This window comes from Legionella sp. JM-2024 (genome assembly GCF_055389095.1).
In genome coordinates, this window is the sequence record NZ_AP039388.1 from 1704327 (window position 1) to 1720967 (window position 16641).

Genomic DNA, 16641 nt, shown 5'->3' on the forward strand with positions numbered 1-16641 from the left:
AATGGATGTTATTATAAATATTGAGGACAGCTGTGATGACAGGGGCGATAAGTTATTAAAATCACAAGGTTCGGCAGAACTTAATTTGTTGGTTTGTACTGGTTATGATCCTGTAAATCCTCCCATTGGTGACTTATTAAAATCCTGTCACCATCTAGAAGGAAATTGGGTGGTTTTAACCCCTATACATTGGCAAGCATCTCATAATGATGCTGTGATTGTTACTTTTGGTAAGAATCTGCAGGTAACAGAAGAAGAAGCCAAATATTGGTTTGATTTGTATTGTGCTTATCTCGCGGATGACAATATGATTCTTTATTTTCATGATGCATTCACCTGGTTATTACAAGTCGACGATAAGCCTTCGCTTAATGCTAAACCCGTATACCAGATGCTAAATAAGTCTCTGATGCCTGAATTATCACAACTGGATACTACTATGTATTGGCAAAAATTTTTTACTGAAAGCCAAATGTTTTTTGCATCTCATCCCCAGAAATCTTTAATAAATGGTGTCTGGGCTTGGGGTAGTGCCAAACTAACAGCAAAAAAAACAATACCAATTTGTACAGATAAACAATTTCTCGATATAGCTCAAGTTTGCTCCTCTAGTGTATTTGTCTATAACCCATCACTGAATTTAAGTGAGTTTCAAATTATTTTATTAAATAGAATGGATTCTTTAAGCGAATCTCATCAAGTTGAAATAAAAAAAATATCGGCACATTGGTATTGGAATAATTGTGCTTCTATTCACACTAAATACAACTGGTTTACTCGATTATGGAGAAGTCTGACGCATGCTGATTAAACAACGACAACAACCTGAGCATACTGCCAATTTACCGAATGTACCTGATGTACTAAAACGCATTTATGCAACACGTGGCATTCTTGAAGAATCTCAACTTGATAAACAATTACAAACATTATTGCCGTTTCATTCTTTAAAAGGTATTAACGAAGCTTGCTTACGACTTGAGGAAGCATTGCGTTCTGAACAGCGTATTCTCATTATTGGGGACTTTGACGCGGATGGGGCAACTTCCACTGCTTTAGCTGTTACTGCATTGCGAGCTATGGGAGCAAAGTTTGTTGAGTACTTGGTGCCTAATCGATTTGAGTTTGGTTATGGTCTCACCCCAGCTATTGTTGAGGTAGCAAGCAAATGGCAACCTCATTTAATTATTACCGTTGATAATGGTATAGCCAGTTTTGAAGGAGTAGAAACAGCAAATCAAATGGGAATTGATGTATTAATCACAGATCATCATTTACCAGCTGAGTCTCTACCTGAAGCTTGCGTTATTGTTAATCCAAATCAACCTGGTTGTTTGTTTCCGAGTAAATCGATCGCCGGGGTTGGTGTTATTTTTTATGTTATGCTTGCTTTTCGCAGGCACTTATCCAATTGTAACTGGTTTCGTGAAATGAACCTATCTGAACCCAATATGGCGAATTTCCTGGATTTGGTTGCGTTGGGGACTGTGGCGGATGTGGTAGGACTTGATCAGAATAACAGAATACTGGTTAATCAAGGAATAATGCGAATTCGTCAAGGGCAATGCAGAGAGGGTATAAAAGCCTTAATTGAAATTGCTGGCAGAGATTATTCCAAGCTCAAAGAATCTGATCTTGGTTTTGCTATTGCACCGAGGTTAAATGCCGCAGGCCGGTTAGATGATATGTCTCTTGGTATCGAATGCTTAATTACAACTGATTCACAAAAAGCAAGAAATTTCTGCCAGCAATTGGATGAATTGAATCAGGAAAGAAGACAGATTGAATTAGAAATGAGAGAGCAAGCTATGCTTGCTTTGGACAAGTTATCCATTAGTGATGAAGCCAATAAAAATTTACCTGTTGCCTTGTGCATTCATGATAAATCCTGGCATCAGGGAGTTATAGGGATTTTGGCTGGACGTATGAAAGAGAGATACCATCGGCCTGTTATTGCGTTTGCTTCTGTTAGTGAGCAGGAGTTAAAGGGGTCTGCACGTTCTGTACCGGACTTAAATATTAGAGATGTATTGGCTGCTGTTGATAAAGATAACCCAGGATTAATTCTTAAATTTGGCGGTCATGCCATGGCAGCAGGCTTAAGTATTAAACCAGAGTTATTGGATGATTTTCGTGACGCTTTTGTGTTAGAAACCCGGAAGCATCTTGATTTATCACGATGTGAAGGAGAAGTACTGACTGATGGGCCGTTACAACCACACGAGCTTAATTTGGAAACAGCACAACTAATACAGCAAGCTGGTCCTTGGGGGCAATTATTTGCAGAACCTGTATTTGATAATGTATTTGAAATTCTGGATCAGAGAGTTGTTGGAAAAAATCATTTAAAAATGACATTAATTTCATTACTAGGTGGTGAGCAGCTGGATGCTATTGCTTTTAATGTGGATTTAAAATTTTGGCCTAATTATCGAATTAAATACATCCATGTGGCCTATAAGCTGGATATTAATTTTTATCAGGGCAGAACAAAATTGCAATTACTGATTCAGGCAATGAATGTTGCTTAGCAAGTGTAATCTTTTAAATTCATAGGGTCTGTTGACAATTCTACTATCTTGGCCAAAATGGCGTGATTTTATGCGCTCCGATACTCACATACTTCATGTATGCTGTGTTTCGGTGCTCTAAAATCACGCCATTTTGGCTCAATCTAGCGAATTGTCAACAGACCCTACTATTTTTTGTATATTTCCCAAACAAAAAGGTATAATCACCGCTTTATCTTTATTTGTATTGAACGTGGTAAATAATATATCTTCCAAGTTGTCCATAGCCCCAATGATTGATTGGACTAATAGTCCATTCCGTATTCTGATGAGATTATTGGCTCCAAATGCTTTTTTATATACTGAAATGCATACAACCGGGGCTATTCAAAATAATCCACATCGCACTTTATATTTTAATCCTATTGAACATCCCCTGGCTATTCAATTAGGTGGAGCGGATAAATTTGCGTTGGCAAAATGCGCCATTATTGCGGAACAGAGCGGTTTTGACGAGATTAATTTGAATTTAGGGTGTCCAAGTGACAAAGTACAGGCTGGGCGATTTGGTGCTTGTCTGATGAAGGAGCCGGGACATGTTGTTGATTGTATTCGTGCCATAAAGCAAGTAGTTCAGATACCGGTTACAGCCAAAACAAGAATTGGTATAGATAATCAAGACAGTTATGAATTTTTCAGGTCTTTTGCTCTTCCTTTGATTGAAGCGGGTTGTGATAAGCTTATTGTACATGCTCGAAAAGCCTGGTTACATGGGTTAAATCCAAAGCAAAATAGAACAGTTCCTCCTGTAAATTATGATTATGTGTATGAATTGAAAAAAGAAATTCCTCATGTTTTTGTAGCTATAAATGGAAATATATTGACTATTGATGAAATAAACAGTCATTTGAATTATGTTGATGGCGTGATGTTAGGAAGATTGGCTTGTGATAATCCGTACCAGATTGCTGAGATTCATCAAGCTTTACATCCAGAGTTTATTAAGATTAAGCGTAGTCAGTTGCTAATTAATTATCTGGATTATTTGCTTGATGACCCTCAAAAAGAGATGTCTTTAAGTATTCTTGTCAAACCTCTTTTTAATTTGGCTTTTGGATTGCCTGGAGCAAAACAGTGGAAAAAGAAATTAATGAGTATTATCCAGGATAGAAATACTTCTGGTTTTAGTGAGTTAATACAGTATTTACTGGATTTGGAAGAGATGAATCCAGTCGAGTATGTCTAAGAAATAATAGGACGAATGTCAACAATTCGTGGCATTTTATCGCGATTTCTAGTACATTAATGAGTTTGTTAATTGGAACATCCTGAGGGTTATTTAGGCCATGCTGAGTACGTTAATCAAGAAAATGTTTGGAAGCCGAAATGAACGGATATTACGGCGTATGGAAAAGTCGGTAATGGCTATTAATGCGTTTGAATCTCAAATGCAAGCTTTGTCAAATGAAGAGTTAGCAGCTAAAACTCAACAATTTAAAGCCCGCTTTAATGAAGGTGAAAGCCTGGATGAGTTGCTTGCTGAAGCATTCGCAACGGTTAGAGAAGTGTCTGTGCGCACTCTTGGTCTTAGGCACTTTGATGTGCAGTTAATAGGTGGGATGGTTTTACATGAAGGGAATATCGCAGAAATGCGTACGGGGGAAGGTAAAACATTAGTTGCTACCTTACCTGCATATCTTAATGCCATTAGCGGGCGCGGTGTGCATATAGTAACTGTTAATGATTATCTTGCGAAAAGAGACAGTCAGTGGATGAAGCCTATATATGAATTTTTAGGACTTACTGTTGGTGTTATTTACCCTGATATGTCGCATAAGGAAAAACAAGAGGCTTATAAATCAGATATTGTTTACGGAACCAATAATGAATATGGTTTTGATTATCTACGTGACAATATGGCCTTTAGTTTAACAGATAAGGTTCAAAGAGAGCTTAACTTCGCCATTGTAGACGAAGTAGACTCTATTTTGATTGATGAAGCGAGAACTCCACTAATTATATCAGGTGCAGCCGAAGACAGTTCAGAGCTGTACATTAAAATTAATTCCTTGATTCCTCAGTTGAAAAAACAAGAGGAAGAAGGTGGAGAAGGTGATTATACGATCGATGAGAAACAAAAACAGGCTCATTTAACTGATGCAGGGCATTTGCATATTGAGGAATTACTTATAAAAGCTAAATTGCTAGATCCTGGTGAAAGTCTTTACCATGCAAGCAATATTATGCTGATGCACCATGTGAATGCTGCGTTAAAAGCACATGCCATGTTTCATCGAGATATTGATTATATAGTGAAAGACAATCAAGTGGTTATAGTAGACGAACACACTGGCCGCACAATGCCTGGAAGACGTTGGTCGGAAGGATTGCATCAGGCCGTTGAAGCTAAAGAAGGTGTTTCTATTCAAAATGAAAATCAGACTTTAGCCTCTATAACTTTCCAGAATTTTTTCCGAATGTACAATAAACTATCCGGTATGACTGGTACTGCCGATACAGAAGCCTATGAATTCCAGCAAATATACAATCTTGAGGTTGTTGTTATACCTACAAATAAATCTATGATCAGAAACGATGAAGCTGATTTGGTTTATTTAACCCAGGCCGATAAATTCCAGGCAATAATTGAGGATATACGAGCATGTGGTGATCGAAAACAACCTGTTTTAGTAGGAACAGTATCTATTGAGGCTTCTGAATTTTTAAGTCAGCTTTTAAAAAAGGTGAATATAAAACATCAGGTCTTGAATGCTAAATTTCATGAAAAAGAAGCGCAAATTATTGCGGAAGCTGGGCGTCCTGGTGCTGTAACTATTGCGACCAATATGGCTGGTAGAGGAACTGATATTGTCTTAGGTGGAAGTCTGGCTGCAGATTTGGCAAACTTGCCTGCTGAAGCAAGTGAACAAGATAAAGAAGCGATTAAACAAGATTGGAAAAAACGTCACGATGAAGTCATTGCAGCTGGCGGACTTAGAATTATTGGTTCCGAGCGTCATGAGTCAAGACGTATCGATAATCAATTGAGAGGACGGGCTGGTCGTCAAGGCGATCCTGGCAGTAGTCGTTTTTATTTGTCGCTTGAAGATAATTTAATGAGGATATTTGCTTCCGAGCGTGTCGCTTCTATGATGCGTCGTTTAGGAATGCAGCCAGGGGAACCGATTGAGCATAGTTTAGTTACAAGAGCAATTGAAAATGCGCAACGTAAGCTGGAAGGGCACCATTTTGATGTAAGAAAGCAGCTTTTGGATTATGATAATGTGGCCAATGATCAACGCCAGGTTATTTATACTCAACGAGCTTCTATCATGGAAATGACGGATACTCAAGAAGTGGTTGAGATGATGAGGGATGAGGTAATAGAGAGCTTGGTAGATACTTATATACCCCCTCAAAGTTTAGAAGACCAATGGGATCCGCAAGCCTTGGCTGATGTTTTATCAGATGAATTTAAAATCCAAGCACCTGTATCTGAATGGATCGACAAAGATCACAGCATACAACCAGAGCAAATTAAAGAAAAAATTCTTGCTTTATCCATAGAGTATTATGATGAAAAGGTAAGAAAAGTTGGAAGACCCGTTATTTCCCAATTTGAAAAATCAGTTATTTTACAAACTTTAGATAATCATTGGCGTGAACATTTAGCAGCAATGGATCAATTGCGTCAAGGGATTCATTTAAGAGGATACGCTCAGAAGGATCCAAAACAAGAATATAAAAAAGAAGCATTCAGCTTATTTACTATGATGCTGGATAATCTCAAGTATGAAGTCATCAGAATACTCTCTTCTGTTGAAATTCAAACGGAAGAAGATGCTAATGCTGTAGAAGAACAACGTAGGGCCGATCAGATCAGAAAAATGAATCTAATGCATGAAAATCTATCTGAGAATGATGAGGCAGCGAGTGAAACTCAAACATTTAGACGCCAGGAAAAGAAAATTGGTCGTAATGATCCATGCCCCTGTGGTTCAGGTAAAAAGTATAAAGCTTGTCATGGAAGTTTGGTGTGAAAGTAGCAGTCGCTGTTATTGTTGATGACAAACAACGCATATTAATTACCCAACGTCCTTTGCATGCTACTCATGGAGGATCTTGGGAATTTCCAGGAGGGAAACTAGAGCCTGAGGAATTGGCTGAGGACGCATTAATCCGAGAGCTAAAAGAAGAAGTAGGCATAGAAGTAAATGAATATCAGTTACTTGGGTATGTCAATTATGACTATCCAGATAAGTCAGTACAATTAATTATCTTTATGGTGACTCGTTTTACTGGTATGCCTTTATGCCTGGAAGGACAGCTCAATATGAAATGGGTAAAAAAAGAGGAATTAAAAGTTGACGATTTTCCTGAGGCGAATCATGCTGTTTTCGATTTAATAGCTATTTAATTACTAACTTATAATTCGAAATATCAGATATAGAATAATACACCGTTTTATCCCACATTAATTCATGCTATGTTGCAGTTATTATGCCCTACTAAGGCAGGAGCATTCCAGTTTAGTAAGGCAATCCTTTAGAGTTCATTTGCATACGGCCAGTATGATATTAGGTTTTATATATAAGGTCTTCAGATTGAGAAGGAAAATGGTTACCAAGCGAAATGGAATTTTTATTTTTTTTTTAATATTACTTACTTTTCAAGTGCACGCTGTAAGTAATTATGAAAGTGTTTGTGGAAAACCAACGGATATGTTTTCCTTTGTTGATAGGGGAGGCATTGCAATAAATCCTTGCGTAGTTCCTCCTAAAAGTGTGTTGTTGGGTGCTGGATATCAATATCAACAATTGATCGGTGAAGGAATACAAAATAATTTTCCTGCTAGTGTAATACAGCTGGGTTTGTCAGATTACTTTGAAGTGGACATAACGTTACCCAATTATATCAATCAAACTGTCACGCCGCGTGTAGGTTTTACAGCAACAGAGTTAGATGTCAAACATGTTTTATGGTTTAATGAGAGTTGTATCGTTGCAGTTGATGGAACATTCATTTTCCCTTCAGGAAGTGCTTCTTTTGGCAGTAAAGGACCTGGTGGTGGTTTAACGGGAGTAGTGGGTTATAATTTTAACTCACAATTAAACCTGACAGGAACTTTGGAGTTTATTTCTCTATCAGAGCCTATTAATAGCGGTGGTCAAAGCTTTACCACTATTAATCCGGATCTCATTTTGTCTTGGACAAAAAATAAAATTTCATTGTTTGTTGAGGCATATGGGCAAAGTAAAACAGCACCTGATGAAGGGAGCGGTTATAATGCTGACGCAGGCATACTTTATCAGATTAAAAAGAATATTGTAATTGACTTGGAAGTGGATCAACGCATTAGAGGTCTTTTGAACGGGGTTGAACGTTATTATGGTGGGGGGATTACAATCCATTTCAATTAAGAAGAGCCGGCGGGGTTATGAACAGTTACTCAATTCAAACTATATAAAAAAATGAGCTGAATCCAAGTGATATTAAATTTGACAAAAAGCAATTTCCATATCTACTGTTTTATCCCGAATTTCATGAGCAGTAATTAGCTCATAGAGCCTAATAGTCAAACTGTGATGCCCTAACTGGATTTTAGGTGTAATTCTCAATGTCTTATCCATTCTTAATAATATAAGATGATTCATTGAATTAGGTGAAATGCTGTATTGGTAAAACCCATTATATGCTCTGATAGGGATATATCGAGTGACACTACGTAATAAGGATAAATAAATTTTTACTGTGTCTTCCAGATCCTTTAGACAAGTTACCCATTGACTAATTGTTTTTTGTCTTATTAAAGGGTCGGAGTCAAACCATAAAACCAGATGCGGGGAATTAAATTCACATTCTTTAGTATTGGGATGGTGTATTTGTCTTAAAATTTTTAAAAACTCATCATCCTGAATGGTATTACTGAATCGACCTGGTACATGATTTAATATATGAATTTGAGTAGCCAGATGATCAAATAACTCATTATTATTCAATAAATTAGGTTTTTTTAGTACATGTTCTATTCGAATTAATTCTTTTATAAATCGGCTTTTTAATTCAGGTTTCTCAATTATTTCAACAATTTCAATAATATTTTTTAAGGCAAATCGATGGATAACCTCATGGGACTCATTGCATGCTTCATTAATTGTTTTAAATAGATATTCTAAGCGCAAAGCTATTCTTGATAAAACATGAGTTGCAAGTTGAAAAGTTATCATATTATTATGCATAGATTAAGGCCATCCCTAGCTTTATCCTATAGTAGCGGTTATTTAAATTTTTATAGATACTCATTAAATAAAAACGAATTTCCATGTTTTAAAAAAAACAGCATTATTTTTTTATAAACAAATCCAAAAAATCAAGCTATTAATGTTTAGTTTGTGTCAAGACTAACATAAAAGTTGTTGAAAACAAAAAAATCTTTAAAATCACAGGGCAAAATCATATTTTGCCTACAAAACAAACAAAACGATGTTATCGCTGAGCGAAGCGAAGGACGATAATCATTTGAGCAGAATAAGGTCGTTGGATTAACTTGGAATGGTATGATTTTGCCTTGTTTAAAATCTGGGTAAACTTGAATAGTTTAGTAGTTATTTATCGTTTGCGCTCGATGTTCACTTCCTCGAGATATTTTTTATGTAATTCATTCACTTTAGCTTTTAACTCAATTAATCCAGATTCATTATTGAGTACATCATCTGCTGCTTCCATGCGTTGTTTTAAACTCGGTTGGGTCGCTAAAATGTCTAACGCCTGTTCCCTGGAGCAATTATCTCTTTTTATAACTCTGTCTAACTGAGATTCCAATGGGGCAGTAACTAATAGAACCTTTTGGAGGTAAGGATAGTGTTTTTTATTAAATAATAAAGGGATTTCAATAAGGCAATAGGGAGAAGTGCACTCCTTAATCTTGTCTTCAATTTTTTTACGAATGGCTGGATGTAACAGATTTTCAAGCCATAGCCGCTCTTTATTATCAGAAAATACAATATCTCTCAGGCGCCTTCGATCCAAATCACCATTTCCCAATACTACTGAAGCACCAAAATGTGAAAGAATACTTTGGTAATAGGGTGTATTTTTAGAGGTTAATTCCTTAGAAATTCTATCGGCATTAATGACGTCAACACCCAGTTCGGAAAAAAACTCAGCAACTGTGCTTTTACCACTTGCAATATTACCAGTTAATCCCACTGAATAAACCATGAGATCGGACTCCTTCATTCATGTTCATGCAAGTTACCATATTAATGTAACACGTCGCTGGTAGTGTACTATTCTCTTTACAGAAGGCTTGGGCAGCGAGGGCTGCATCATCTCGATTAGAATAATAATTACTTTCCCATGGTTGGGCTGCCATGTCTATGGCAGTACAATGCCACATTGGTCTTGTACTAATTCCATCTACAAATCCTTCACAACTTGATGCTGATGTTTTACAGGTTGCGGGTACTACGCTTTCTTTTTTACAAGCCGAGAATGCAACATTAATAGCTACCTTTCGGTAAGGGCTGCGTGCTGTCCATTGTTTATTAGCTTTATCATGGGTTACGCATTTCCAATAATTGGTTTTATTCATTGCTGGTGCACTAAATCCTGCAGTTGATAAACAAATTAGTAGTGATAAACCATAAAAAATACAATTCCTCATATTTTTTCTCCTTTTAGCAGGATAGTTAATTCTCCAATGGATAAAGCTTTAGAATAATACCAACCTTGCTGTAAATGAACACCATTATCTGATAAATAAATTGCCTGGTCTTTAGTTTCTACACCCTCCGCTATAATTATTAAGTTTAACCCTTTTGCCATCTGAATAATGGCATCATTTAAGGATTCTGTAATTGCATTTGTACCTATTGCCTGAACAAATACTTTATCAATTTTTAAATAATTGAATGGAAAATGTTGTAAATAACTAATGCTGGCATGACCAGTTCCATAATCATCCACCGCGAGTGAGAACCCTGTCTTCCTCAGTTCTCGCATTTTATCAATAAAAATTTTGTCATTCTTATCAAGAAGTTCTCTTTCTGTTATTTCAAATATAACCTGATGTGGTGAGACATGGTATTCTTTTATTAACTTGTTGAAACCATTAAAAAATTCTGGATTAGTAAAATGTAATGCGGAAATATTAAATGCAAGATGAAAATAAGGTTGTTTCTCTAATAAAGGTTTAGATTCTTTCAATGCTATTTCTATGATTTGAAGTGTAATAGGTACAATTAAGCCCGTGACTTCTGCCTCAACAATGAAAAAATCAGGCATAATGATTTGACTGTCTTTATCTTCCCACCTGAGTAGTATTTCAACGCCAGAAAACCTTCCTGCCTTACAATCAAATAAAGGTTGATATACTGGATAAAACTCCTCATTTTTAATAGCTAATTTCAATGCACCCTGTAAGGAATATCGTTTTGACATCATATTTTGTATAAGGGCATATAAAACAAAGGAAGATATTAAAATGATAAGAATAATTATTATCTGGCTAAACCAAAGGTTATACAGGATGGTTTTGCTATTTTCAAAAACAACTATGGAAATATCATTTATACTTTGTAATTTTTCTATCGCAAATAGACCGGCTGGATTTTCTGGTGTTTGAGCCTCCATATTTTTAGTTAATACCCAGTTTCTATTGTCATCAGATAGTTCAATGCGTAGGATGGTTTTCTTTTCTGCAACACTATATAAGGCGATGGAAGTTGTTATATCCTTTTCAGTTTTTAATTCGTTTTTTATAACAGAAGCAACAATATAAATTCCTATATGATAATTACCCATTTTTTGTTGGATCAAGTAAACGGGTTGATCAAATAAAGGTAGTTCATATGGACCTAATATTGTGCGTGTATGAACTGTTGTAGATATAAATCCTTTATTATTTGGTAAAGTTGAACAGAATAGCTTATGTTGGCTATCACTAATAATGACTCCTGACACTTTGGGATTATTGAGAGTAATATGCTCTAGAAACGGATACAAATCAGATTTACAATCAACAAAATTTTTGCCATACACAGGTAAAGCATAGATTTCTTGAAATAGATCTTCAATAAAACCATCCATGTTGTTACTAAGATTTATAGCGATCTCTTTTAGATCGTTGTATGCTCTTTTTTCGTTAAGGTTCCAATTGATAAACAGGGATGGAATTAGGATGCCAATGGTAAACAGAATCCATATGATTTTGAATTTTTTATAAATAAATAAAGACAATATATGAATAACCTTACTCATATCTCTGAGTTTTATTATAGGCTGTTTCTATAGAGTTTAATGTTATTTCTGCTAATTTCCCAATGATTTTTTTATCTGTGTTTAGCGGAGGTAACCAATAGAGAGTATTTCCAATAGGACGTATTAAAGCACCTAATTTTATTGCTTGCTGATAGATCTTGAATCCTATTCTATCTTGGTCGGTATCTATAAGATCTGCAGCAACGACCCCCCCAATGCCACGTACGTTTACAAGTTTTCCACATTCTCTGGCTATATCATGCAAATAAGACAGCATAGCCTCACCAATTTCTTGCGTATACGCCAGGATATTTTCTTGTTCAATTGTTTTAATTGTAGCTAATGCAGCACTTATTGCGAGTGGGTTACCACTGTATGTGTGTGAATGTAAAAAAGATTGACCAGTATGGTAATCATTATAAAAAAGATCAAATATAGCGCTATCGATCATGACACAACTAAATGGTATTGATCCGGAAGTTAGCCCCTTAGATAGACAAATCAGATCGGGATTGATGTTGGCATGATCACATGCTAGCCATTGGCCAGTTCTTCCAATACCAGTCATAATTTCATCGGCTATTAAATAAATGTCCTTTTCTTTGGCCCAGGAAGCAATTTTTGACAGGAAATCAGCGCTGTAGCACAGCATCCCTCCGGCACCTTGAACGATGGGTTCTAAAATAATGGCACATGTTTTATCAGTAATTTTATCTAATTGCTGAACAATTTTATCCCAATGGGTATCGCAATTTACCCATAATGGATCTTTGAAGCCTGAGACATATGGAATGTCATTAATATAATGGCATTGAACACCAAATGACGTGTATGGTGCTTTATAGAGACCTAAATCACTAACACTCATAGCACCAAGCGTTTCACCATGGTATCCATTTTTTAATGCAATAAATTGATTTCTATTTTGGTATCCTTTTATTTGTGCAGCATGGATTGCTAATTTCATAGCAATTTCAACTGCACTGGAACCATCGCTGGCAAAAAATACATGTTGTTTGCCGGTAATTTCACTTAATTTTTCAGCCAGTTCTACAGCCATAGGATGAGTTGTATTAGCGCTAATAACGTGCTCGAAACTATTTAATTGATTCTTAATCGCAGCTACTACGGAAGGGTGGCTATGGCCTAAGGATTTACACCACCAACTGGAAATGGCATCAATCAACGGACCCTTGTTGGTATCCAGATAGCTACCATTTGCTTTGTTTATAACGATAGGTGGATAAGTCTCAAAATCTTTCATTTGTGTACAGGGATGCCAAATGTGAAGTAAATCTTTTGCTATAAGTTGATCTATGTTTACCATTTTTAAAATTTTGGTTGACAAGCGTAGGCGTGACTTTATCATGTTCATTATTATGAATTAAAGGGGTTAGAAGTGTCTGAAGAAAAGAAAAAATGGTCAATTTCAGAGATCGAAGCAATTTATCAGCAACCATTTAATGATTTACTTTATAAAGCACATACTATTCATAGTGAATTTCATGATTCTAATTCGTTGCAATTTGCAACCTTATTAAGTATTAAGACAGGTGCCTGCCCAGAAGATTGTGGCTATTGTTCTCAAAGTGGTCATTATAAAACTCATGTAGAAAAAGAAAAATTGATGTCAGTTGAAGAGGTATTGCAATGTGCCAAAGAGGCCAAGGAGGGTGGAGCAAAACGCTTTTGCATGGGTGCTGCCTGGCGTTGCCCACCGGATAAGGTCATGCCGCAATTAAAAGAAATGATAGAGGGCGTAAAGTCCTTAGGGCTTGAAACCTGCATGACTTTGGGTATGCTTACAAGGGAGCAGGCTGACCATTTAAAAGAATCAGGACTTGATTATTATAATCATAATATTGATACGTCACCTTCCTACTATGAAAAAGTAGTTACTACCAGAAAGTTCAGTGACCGTTTAGATACTCTGAATAACGTCCGCTCGGCAGGAATTAATGTATGTTGTGGTGGTATTTTAGGATTAGGCGAAACCAGAGAAGATCGTATCGAGTTTTTGTTGACATTAGCCAACATGGAAACTCCTCCAGAAAGTGTGCCGATCAACCGTTTAATCCCTGTGGAAGGAACGCCCCTGGCTAAGGCAGAGCGTGTTGAAGGAATCGAATTGGTGAGAACCATTGCTACAGCCAGAATTTTAATGCCTAAAAGTGCTATTAGATTGACAGCTGGACGGACTGAAATGAGTGATGAACTACAAGCCCTTTGCTATTTTGCAGGAGCGAACTCAGTATTTATTGGTGATAAGTTATTAACCGAAGATAATCCTCAGCGTATCAAGGACAAAGCACTTTTTAATAAGCTTGGTTTAACTGAGATGGTATAAATGACTCTTAATATTAAAATTGAAGAGTATACAAAACACATACAGGAACAAGGGTTACTACGCACGAGGCAACTTTTCGAATCTAATACCACTGATATTGTTCGGTTTGACTCTAATGATTACTTGTCATTAACTGAGGATAAACGTATTGCCGAGGCCTATCAAAAAGGATATCAATTATATCCTTGTGGAAGTGGTGCTTCTATGGTTCTAAGCGGATATCATGCGAACCATCGAACTCTTGAGCATACTTTCTCAAAATTATTGGGAGTTGATGATTGCCTTTTATTTTCTTCTGGCTATTCTGCAAATTTAGCCATTACGGCTTTGCTCGGACGTCTGGGAGCCCATTGTTTCATAGATAAAAGTGTTCATGCTTCTATTTATGATGGATTAACTTTGTCTCAGGTAAATTACTCTCGTTATGTTCATAATGATATGAATGCCTTATCAAGTCTATTGACGTCCAGCTTAGGTGACTCTGTTGTGATCACAGAAGGAATTTTTAGTATGAGTGGACAAAAGGCTCCTTTGTCCACAATTCATTCTTTATGCAAGGAAAATTGTATTGAACTCATCGTGGATGAAGCTCATGCTTTTGGTGTGATCGGGCCTCAAGGAAAGGGGGCTGTACCAGATAATGGATTGACTCAGAATGAAGTGCCATTACGGGTCATTACCTTTGGTAAAACGTTTGCTTCTCAGGGAGCCATAGTTGCAGGGCATCAAGATTGGATAAATGCGTTGTTACAAGCAGCACGCTCATTTATCTATTCAACAGCCATTAGTCCTGCTTTATGTTACGGCTTACTAAAAACATTAGACATAATCATAGAAGCGGATTGTAGAAGAACAAAATTAAAGCATTTAATTTCTCAGTTTAAAGAATTAATTAAGTCCTCACCTTTGAATTGGCTTGACTCGGATACACCAATTCAGCAATTAAGATTAGGATGCCCTCATAAGGCGCTTTATTATTCTAATGCACTGAAAAGAGAAGGATTTCATTGCTCTGCCATCAGGTCTCCAACCGTAAGCAGTACTTCTTCTGGTTTACGGATTATTATTAATTTTAAACATAGTACAGAGCAAATTACTCAATTATTCAACAAATTACATTTAATATATGAACATTCACCTAGATAAATATGGGCAAGGTATTCCGTTAGTTTTTTTTCATGGATGGGGGTTTGATTGTCAAATCTGGCTACCACTAGTTCATTATCTTAAGCTTAATTACCAAATTATTTTGGTTGATTTACCTGGCTTTGGACTGACCTCAATGATGGAGTGGGATGATTTTAAAAAGAAATTGTTTGATCAATTACCAGATAAATTTGCTTTGGTAGGATGGTCAATGGGCGGGCTGTATGCGACGCGGCTGGCTATTGAGGAGCCAAATCGAATTCATTGTTTGTTAAATGTTACCTCTTCACCACGCTTTATCGCCGATGTAAACTGGCCAGGAGTAGAGCAAGAGGTATTCATCAAATTTTATAACAATTTATCAAAAGATATTAATAAGACACTAAATGAATTTTTGTCTTTACAACTTAGTAATATGGAACTTGATTTTAAACTTGGCCATACTCCGTCTGTAGAAGGACTGGAATTCGGCCTTAAAGCTTTAGGTACCTGGGACCTGAGAGAGGATTTGAAAAAGCTATCTGTGCCTACGGCTTATTTATTTGGTCGACTTGATCCCATAACCCCTGTTAAAACAATGAAAACGATGGAGGAAATTTATCCAGATTTTAATTATGTATTGTTTAACAAGGCAGCTCATATGCCTTTTCTATCTCATACCGATTTATTTGTTAAAACAATTAATGAATTTGTAAAATGAAACGATATTTTATTACTGGTACTGATACTGATTGCGGTAAGACATTTGTTACTAATCAACTGGGTCACTTTTTTATTAATTCTGCAGCAATAAAACCAATAGCTAGTGGATGTCATGATAAAGAGAACCAATTAGTAAATTCTGACGCGCTTCTTCACCAACAGCAAAGCCGTTTATCTTTGGATATTATTAATCCCTGGAGATTTAGATCACCCGTGTCACCTCATTTGGCCGCAAAGCAAGATAGAGTATGTATTAATATTCATAAAGTAGCTGATTATTGTCTTAACTTGCAATTGGATGGTATTGAGAAACTATTTATTGAAGGAGCAGGGGGGCTCATGGTTCCTCTGAATGATCAGGGAACCTGGTTGGATTTTTTGAAATTAACTAATATTCCTGTCATTTTAGTTGTAGGTATGAAATTAGGTTGTATCAACCATGCATTACTTACTCAGATTGCGCTCGAAGCAAATGAAATTATATGTAAAGGATGGATTGCAAACTGCATAGATCCTGAGATGCTAATGTTGGAGGAAAATATAAGCACTCTTGAGACTCAATTAAAATATCCTTTGCTGGCTATTACAAATTATGGTGGGTCGATTTCTGATATTTGTTTAAATTCCTTGTAATTTCAGTGGGATTTTATATCAAAATAAGATTTTATCAGTGAA

Annotated in this window: 15 protein-coding genes; 10 read left to right on the forward strand and 5 right to left on the reverse strand. The window is 36.4% G+C overall.

What is annotated here, in order from left to right; genetic code table 11:
- The first annotated feature begins 1 nt into the window (after window position 1).
- The 6 genes from ACZ5EK_RS07580 to ACZ5EK_RS07605 all read left to right on the forward strand — a co-directional run bounded on the left by ACZ5EK_RS07580 (window position 2) and on the right by ACZ5EK_RS07605 (window position 7930).
- On the forward strand, window positions 2-811 hold the full coding sequence (locus ACZ5EK_RS07580; RefSeq protein WP_464432345.1) for a hypothetical protein: 810 nt from the start codon (window positions 2-4) through the stop codon (window positions 809-811).
- On the forward strand, window positions 801-2531 hold the full coding sequence (gene recJ / locus ACZ5EK_RS07585; RefSeq protein ID WP_464432346.1) for a single-stranded-DNA-specific exonuclease RecJ: 1731 nt from the start codon (window positions 801-803) through the stop codon (window positions 2529-2531). The genes ACZ5EK_RS07580 and recJ overlap by 11 nt, the downstream gene beginning before the upstream one ends.
- Window positions 2532-2763: 232 nt before the next feature.
- Complete coding sequence (gene dusA / locus ACZ5EK_RS07590) at window positions 2764-3756, forward strand: tRNA dihydrouridine(20/20a) synthase DusA (protein WP_464432347.1); 993 nt, start codon at window positions 2764-2766, stop codon at window positions 3754-3756.
- Window positions 3757-3856: 100 nt separating this feature from the next.
- On the forward strand, window positions 3857-6550 hold the full coding sequence (secA, locus tag ACZ5EK_RS07595) for a preprotein translocase subunit SecA (protein ID WP_464432348.1): 2694 nt from the start codon (window positions 3857-3859) through the stop codon (window positions 6548-6550).
- Complete coding sequence (mutT, locus tag ACZ5EK_RS07600) at window positions 6547-6927, forward strand: 8-oxo-dGTP diphosphatase MutT (RefSeq protein WP_464427449.1); 381 nt, start codon at window positions 6547-6549, stop codon at window positions 6925-6927. The genes secA and mutT overlap by 4 nt, the downstream gene beginning before the upstream one ends.
- 199 nt (window positions 6928-7126) lie before the next feature.
- Window positions 7127-7930 carry a transporter gene (locus ACZ5EK_RS07605; RefSeq protein WP_464432349.1) on the forward strand — a complete coding sequence of 268 codons (804 nt, stop codon included), beginning with the start codon at window positions 7127-7129 and terminating at the stop codon, window positions 7928-7930.
- A gap of 72 nt (window positions 7931-8002) precedes the next feature.
- Here the strand turns inward: ACZ5EK_RS07605 and zapD are convergent, their stop codons facing one another.
- The 5 genes from zapD to bioA form a co-directional block, all read right to left on the reverse strand.
- The gene (gene zapD / locus ACZ5EK_RS07610; RefSeq protein ID WP_464427452.1) at window positions 8003-8749 is read right to left on the reverse strand and encodes a cell division protein ZapD; all 747 of its coding nucleotides are present in this window, start codon (window positions 8747-8749) and stop codon (window positions 8003-8005) included.
- Between the two features lie 370 nt (window positions 8750-9119).
- Window positions 9120-9731 (reverse strand): dephospho-CoA kinase, encoded by a 612-nt coding sequence (coaE, locus tag ACZ5EK_RS07615; protein ID WP_464432350.1) that lies wholly within the window; start codon window positions 9729-9731, stop codon window positions 9120-9122.
- Window positions 9703-10176 (reverse strand): hypothetical protein, encoded by a 474-nt coding sequence (locus tag ACZ5EK_RS07620; protein WP_464432351.1) that lies wholly within the window; start codon window positions 10174-10176, stop codon window positions 9703-9705. Before ACZ5EK_RS07620 ends, coaE begins: the two co-directional genes overlap by 29 nt.
- On the reverse strand, window positions 10173-11771 hold the full coding sequence (locus ACZ5EK_RS07625) for an EAL domain-containing protein (RefSeq protein WP_464432352.1): 1599 nt from the start codon (window positions 11769-11771) through the stop codon (window positions 10173-10175). The genes ACZ5EK_RS07620 and ACZ5EK_RS07625 overlap by 4 nt, the downstream gene beginning before the upstream one ends.
- Window positions 11764-13098, reverse strand: a complete 1335-nt coding sequence (gene bioA, locus ACZ5EK_RS07630) for an adenosylmethionine--8-amino-7-oxononanoate transaminase (RefSeq protein ID WP_464432467.1) — start codon at window positions 13096-13098, stop codon at window positions 11764-11766. Before bioA ends, ACZ5EK_RS07625 begins: the two co-directional genes overlap by 8 nt.
- 72 nt (window positions 13099-13170) lie before the next feature.
- Here bioA and bioB point away from each other — a divergent pair, with 72 nt between their 5' ends.
- From bioB to bioD, 4 genes are read left to right on the forward strand one after another with little or no spacing between them, the layout of a single operon-like run.
- Complete coding sequence (gene bioB, locus ACZ5EK_RS07635; protein WP_464427458.1) at window positions 13171-14118, forward strand: biotin synthase BioB; 948 nt, start codon at window positions 13171-13173, stop codon at window positions 14116-14118.
- Entirely contained in the window at window positions 14119-15264 is a 1146-nt protein-coding gene (locus tag ACZ5EK_RS07640) for an aminotransferase class I/II-fold pyridoxal phosphate-dependent enzyme (protein ID WP_464432353.1), read from the forward strand.
- On the forward strand, window positions 15245-15964 hold the full coding sequence (locus tag ACZ5EK_RS07645) for an alpha/beta fold hydrolase (RefSeq protein WP_464432354.1): 720 nt from the start codon (window positions 15245-15247) through the stop codon (window positions 15962-15964). Before ACZ5EK_RS07640 ends, ACZ5EK_RS07645 begins: the two co-directional genes overlap by 20 nt.
- Complete coding sequence (gene bioD / locus ACZ5EK_RS07650; protein ID WP_464432355.1) at window positions 15961-16599, forward strand: dethiobiotin synthase; 639 nt, start codon at window positions 15961-15963, stop codon at window positions 16597-16599. The genes ACZ5EK_RS07645 and bioD overlap by 4 nt, the downstream gene beginning before the upstream one ends.
- The last annotated feature ends 42 nt before the right edge of the window (window positions 16600-16641 follow it).

Coding starts and splice junctions, on each gene's coding strand:
- ACZ5EK_RS07580 (WP_464432345.1), top strand. CDS start 2: ATGGATGTTATTATAAATATTGAGGACAGCTGTGATGACAGGGGCGAT.
- recJ (WP_464432346.1), top strand. CDS start 801: ATGCTGATTAAACAACGACAACAACCTGAGCATACTGCCAATTTACCG.
- secA (WP_464432348.1), top strand. CDS start 3,857: ATGCTGAGTACGTTAATCAAGAAAATGTTTGGAAGCCGAAATGAACGG.
- ACZ5EK_RS07605 (WP_464432349.1), top strand. CDS start 7,127: ATGGTTACCAAGCGAAATGGAATTTTTATTTTTTTTTTAATATTACTT.
- zapD (WP_464427452.1), bottom strand. CDS start 8,749: ATGCATAATAATATGATAACTTTTCAACTTGCAACTCATGTTTTATCA.
- coaE (WP_464432350.1), bottom strand. CDS start 9,731: ATGGTTTATTCAGTGGGATTAACTGGTAATATTGCAAGTGGTAAAAGC.
- ACZ5EK_RS07620 (WP_464432351.1), bottom strand. CDS start 10,176: ATGAGGAATTGTATTTTTTATGGTTTATCACTACTAATTTGTTTATCA.
- ACZ5EK_RS07625 (WP_464432352.1), bottom strand. CDS start 11,771: ATGAGTAAGGTTATTCATATATTGTCTTTATTTATTTATAAAAAATTC.
- bioA (WP_464432467.1), bottom strand. CDS start 13,098: ATGGTAAACATAGATCAACTTATAGCAAAAGATTTACTTCACATTTGG.
- ACZ5EK_RS07640 (WP_464432353.1), top strand. CDS start 14,119: ATGACTCTTAATATTAAAATTGAAGAGTATACAAAACACATACAGGAA.
- ACZ5EK_RS07645 (WP_464432354.1), top strand. CDS start 15,245: ATGAACATTCACCTAGATAAATATGGGCAAGGTATTCCGTTAGTTTTT.
- bioD (WP_464432355.1), top strand. CDS start 15,961: ATGAAACGATATTTTATTACTGGTACTGATACTGATTGCGGTAAGACA.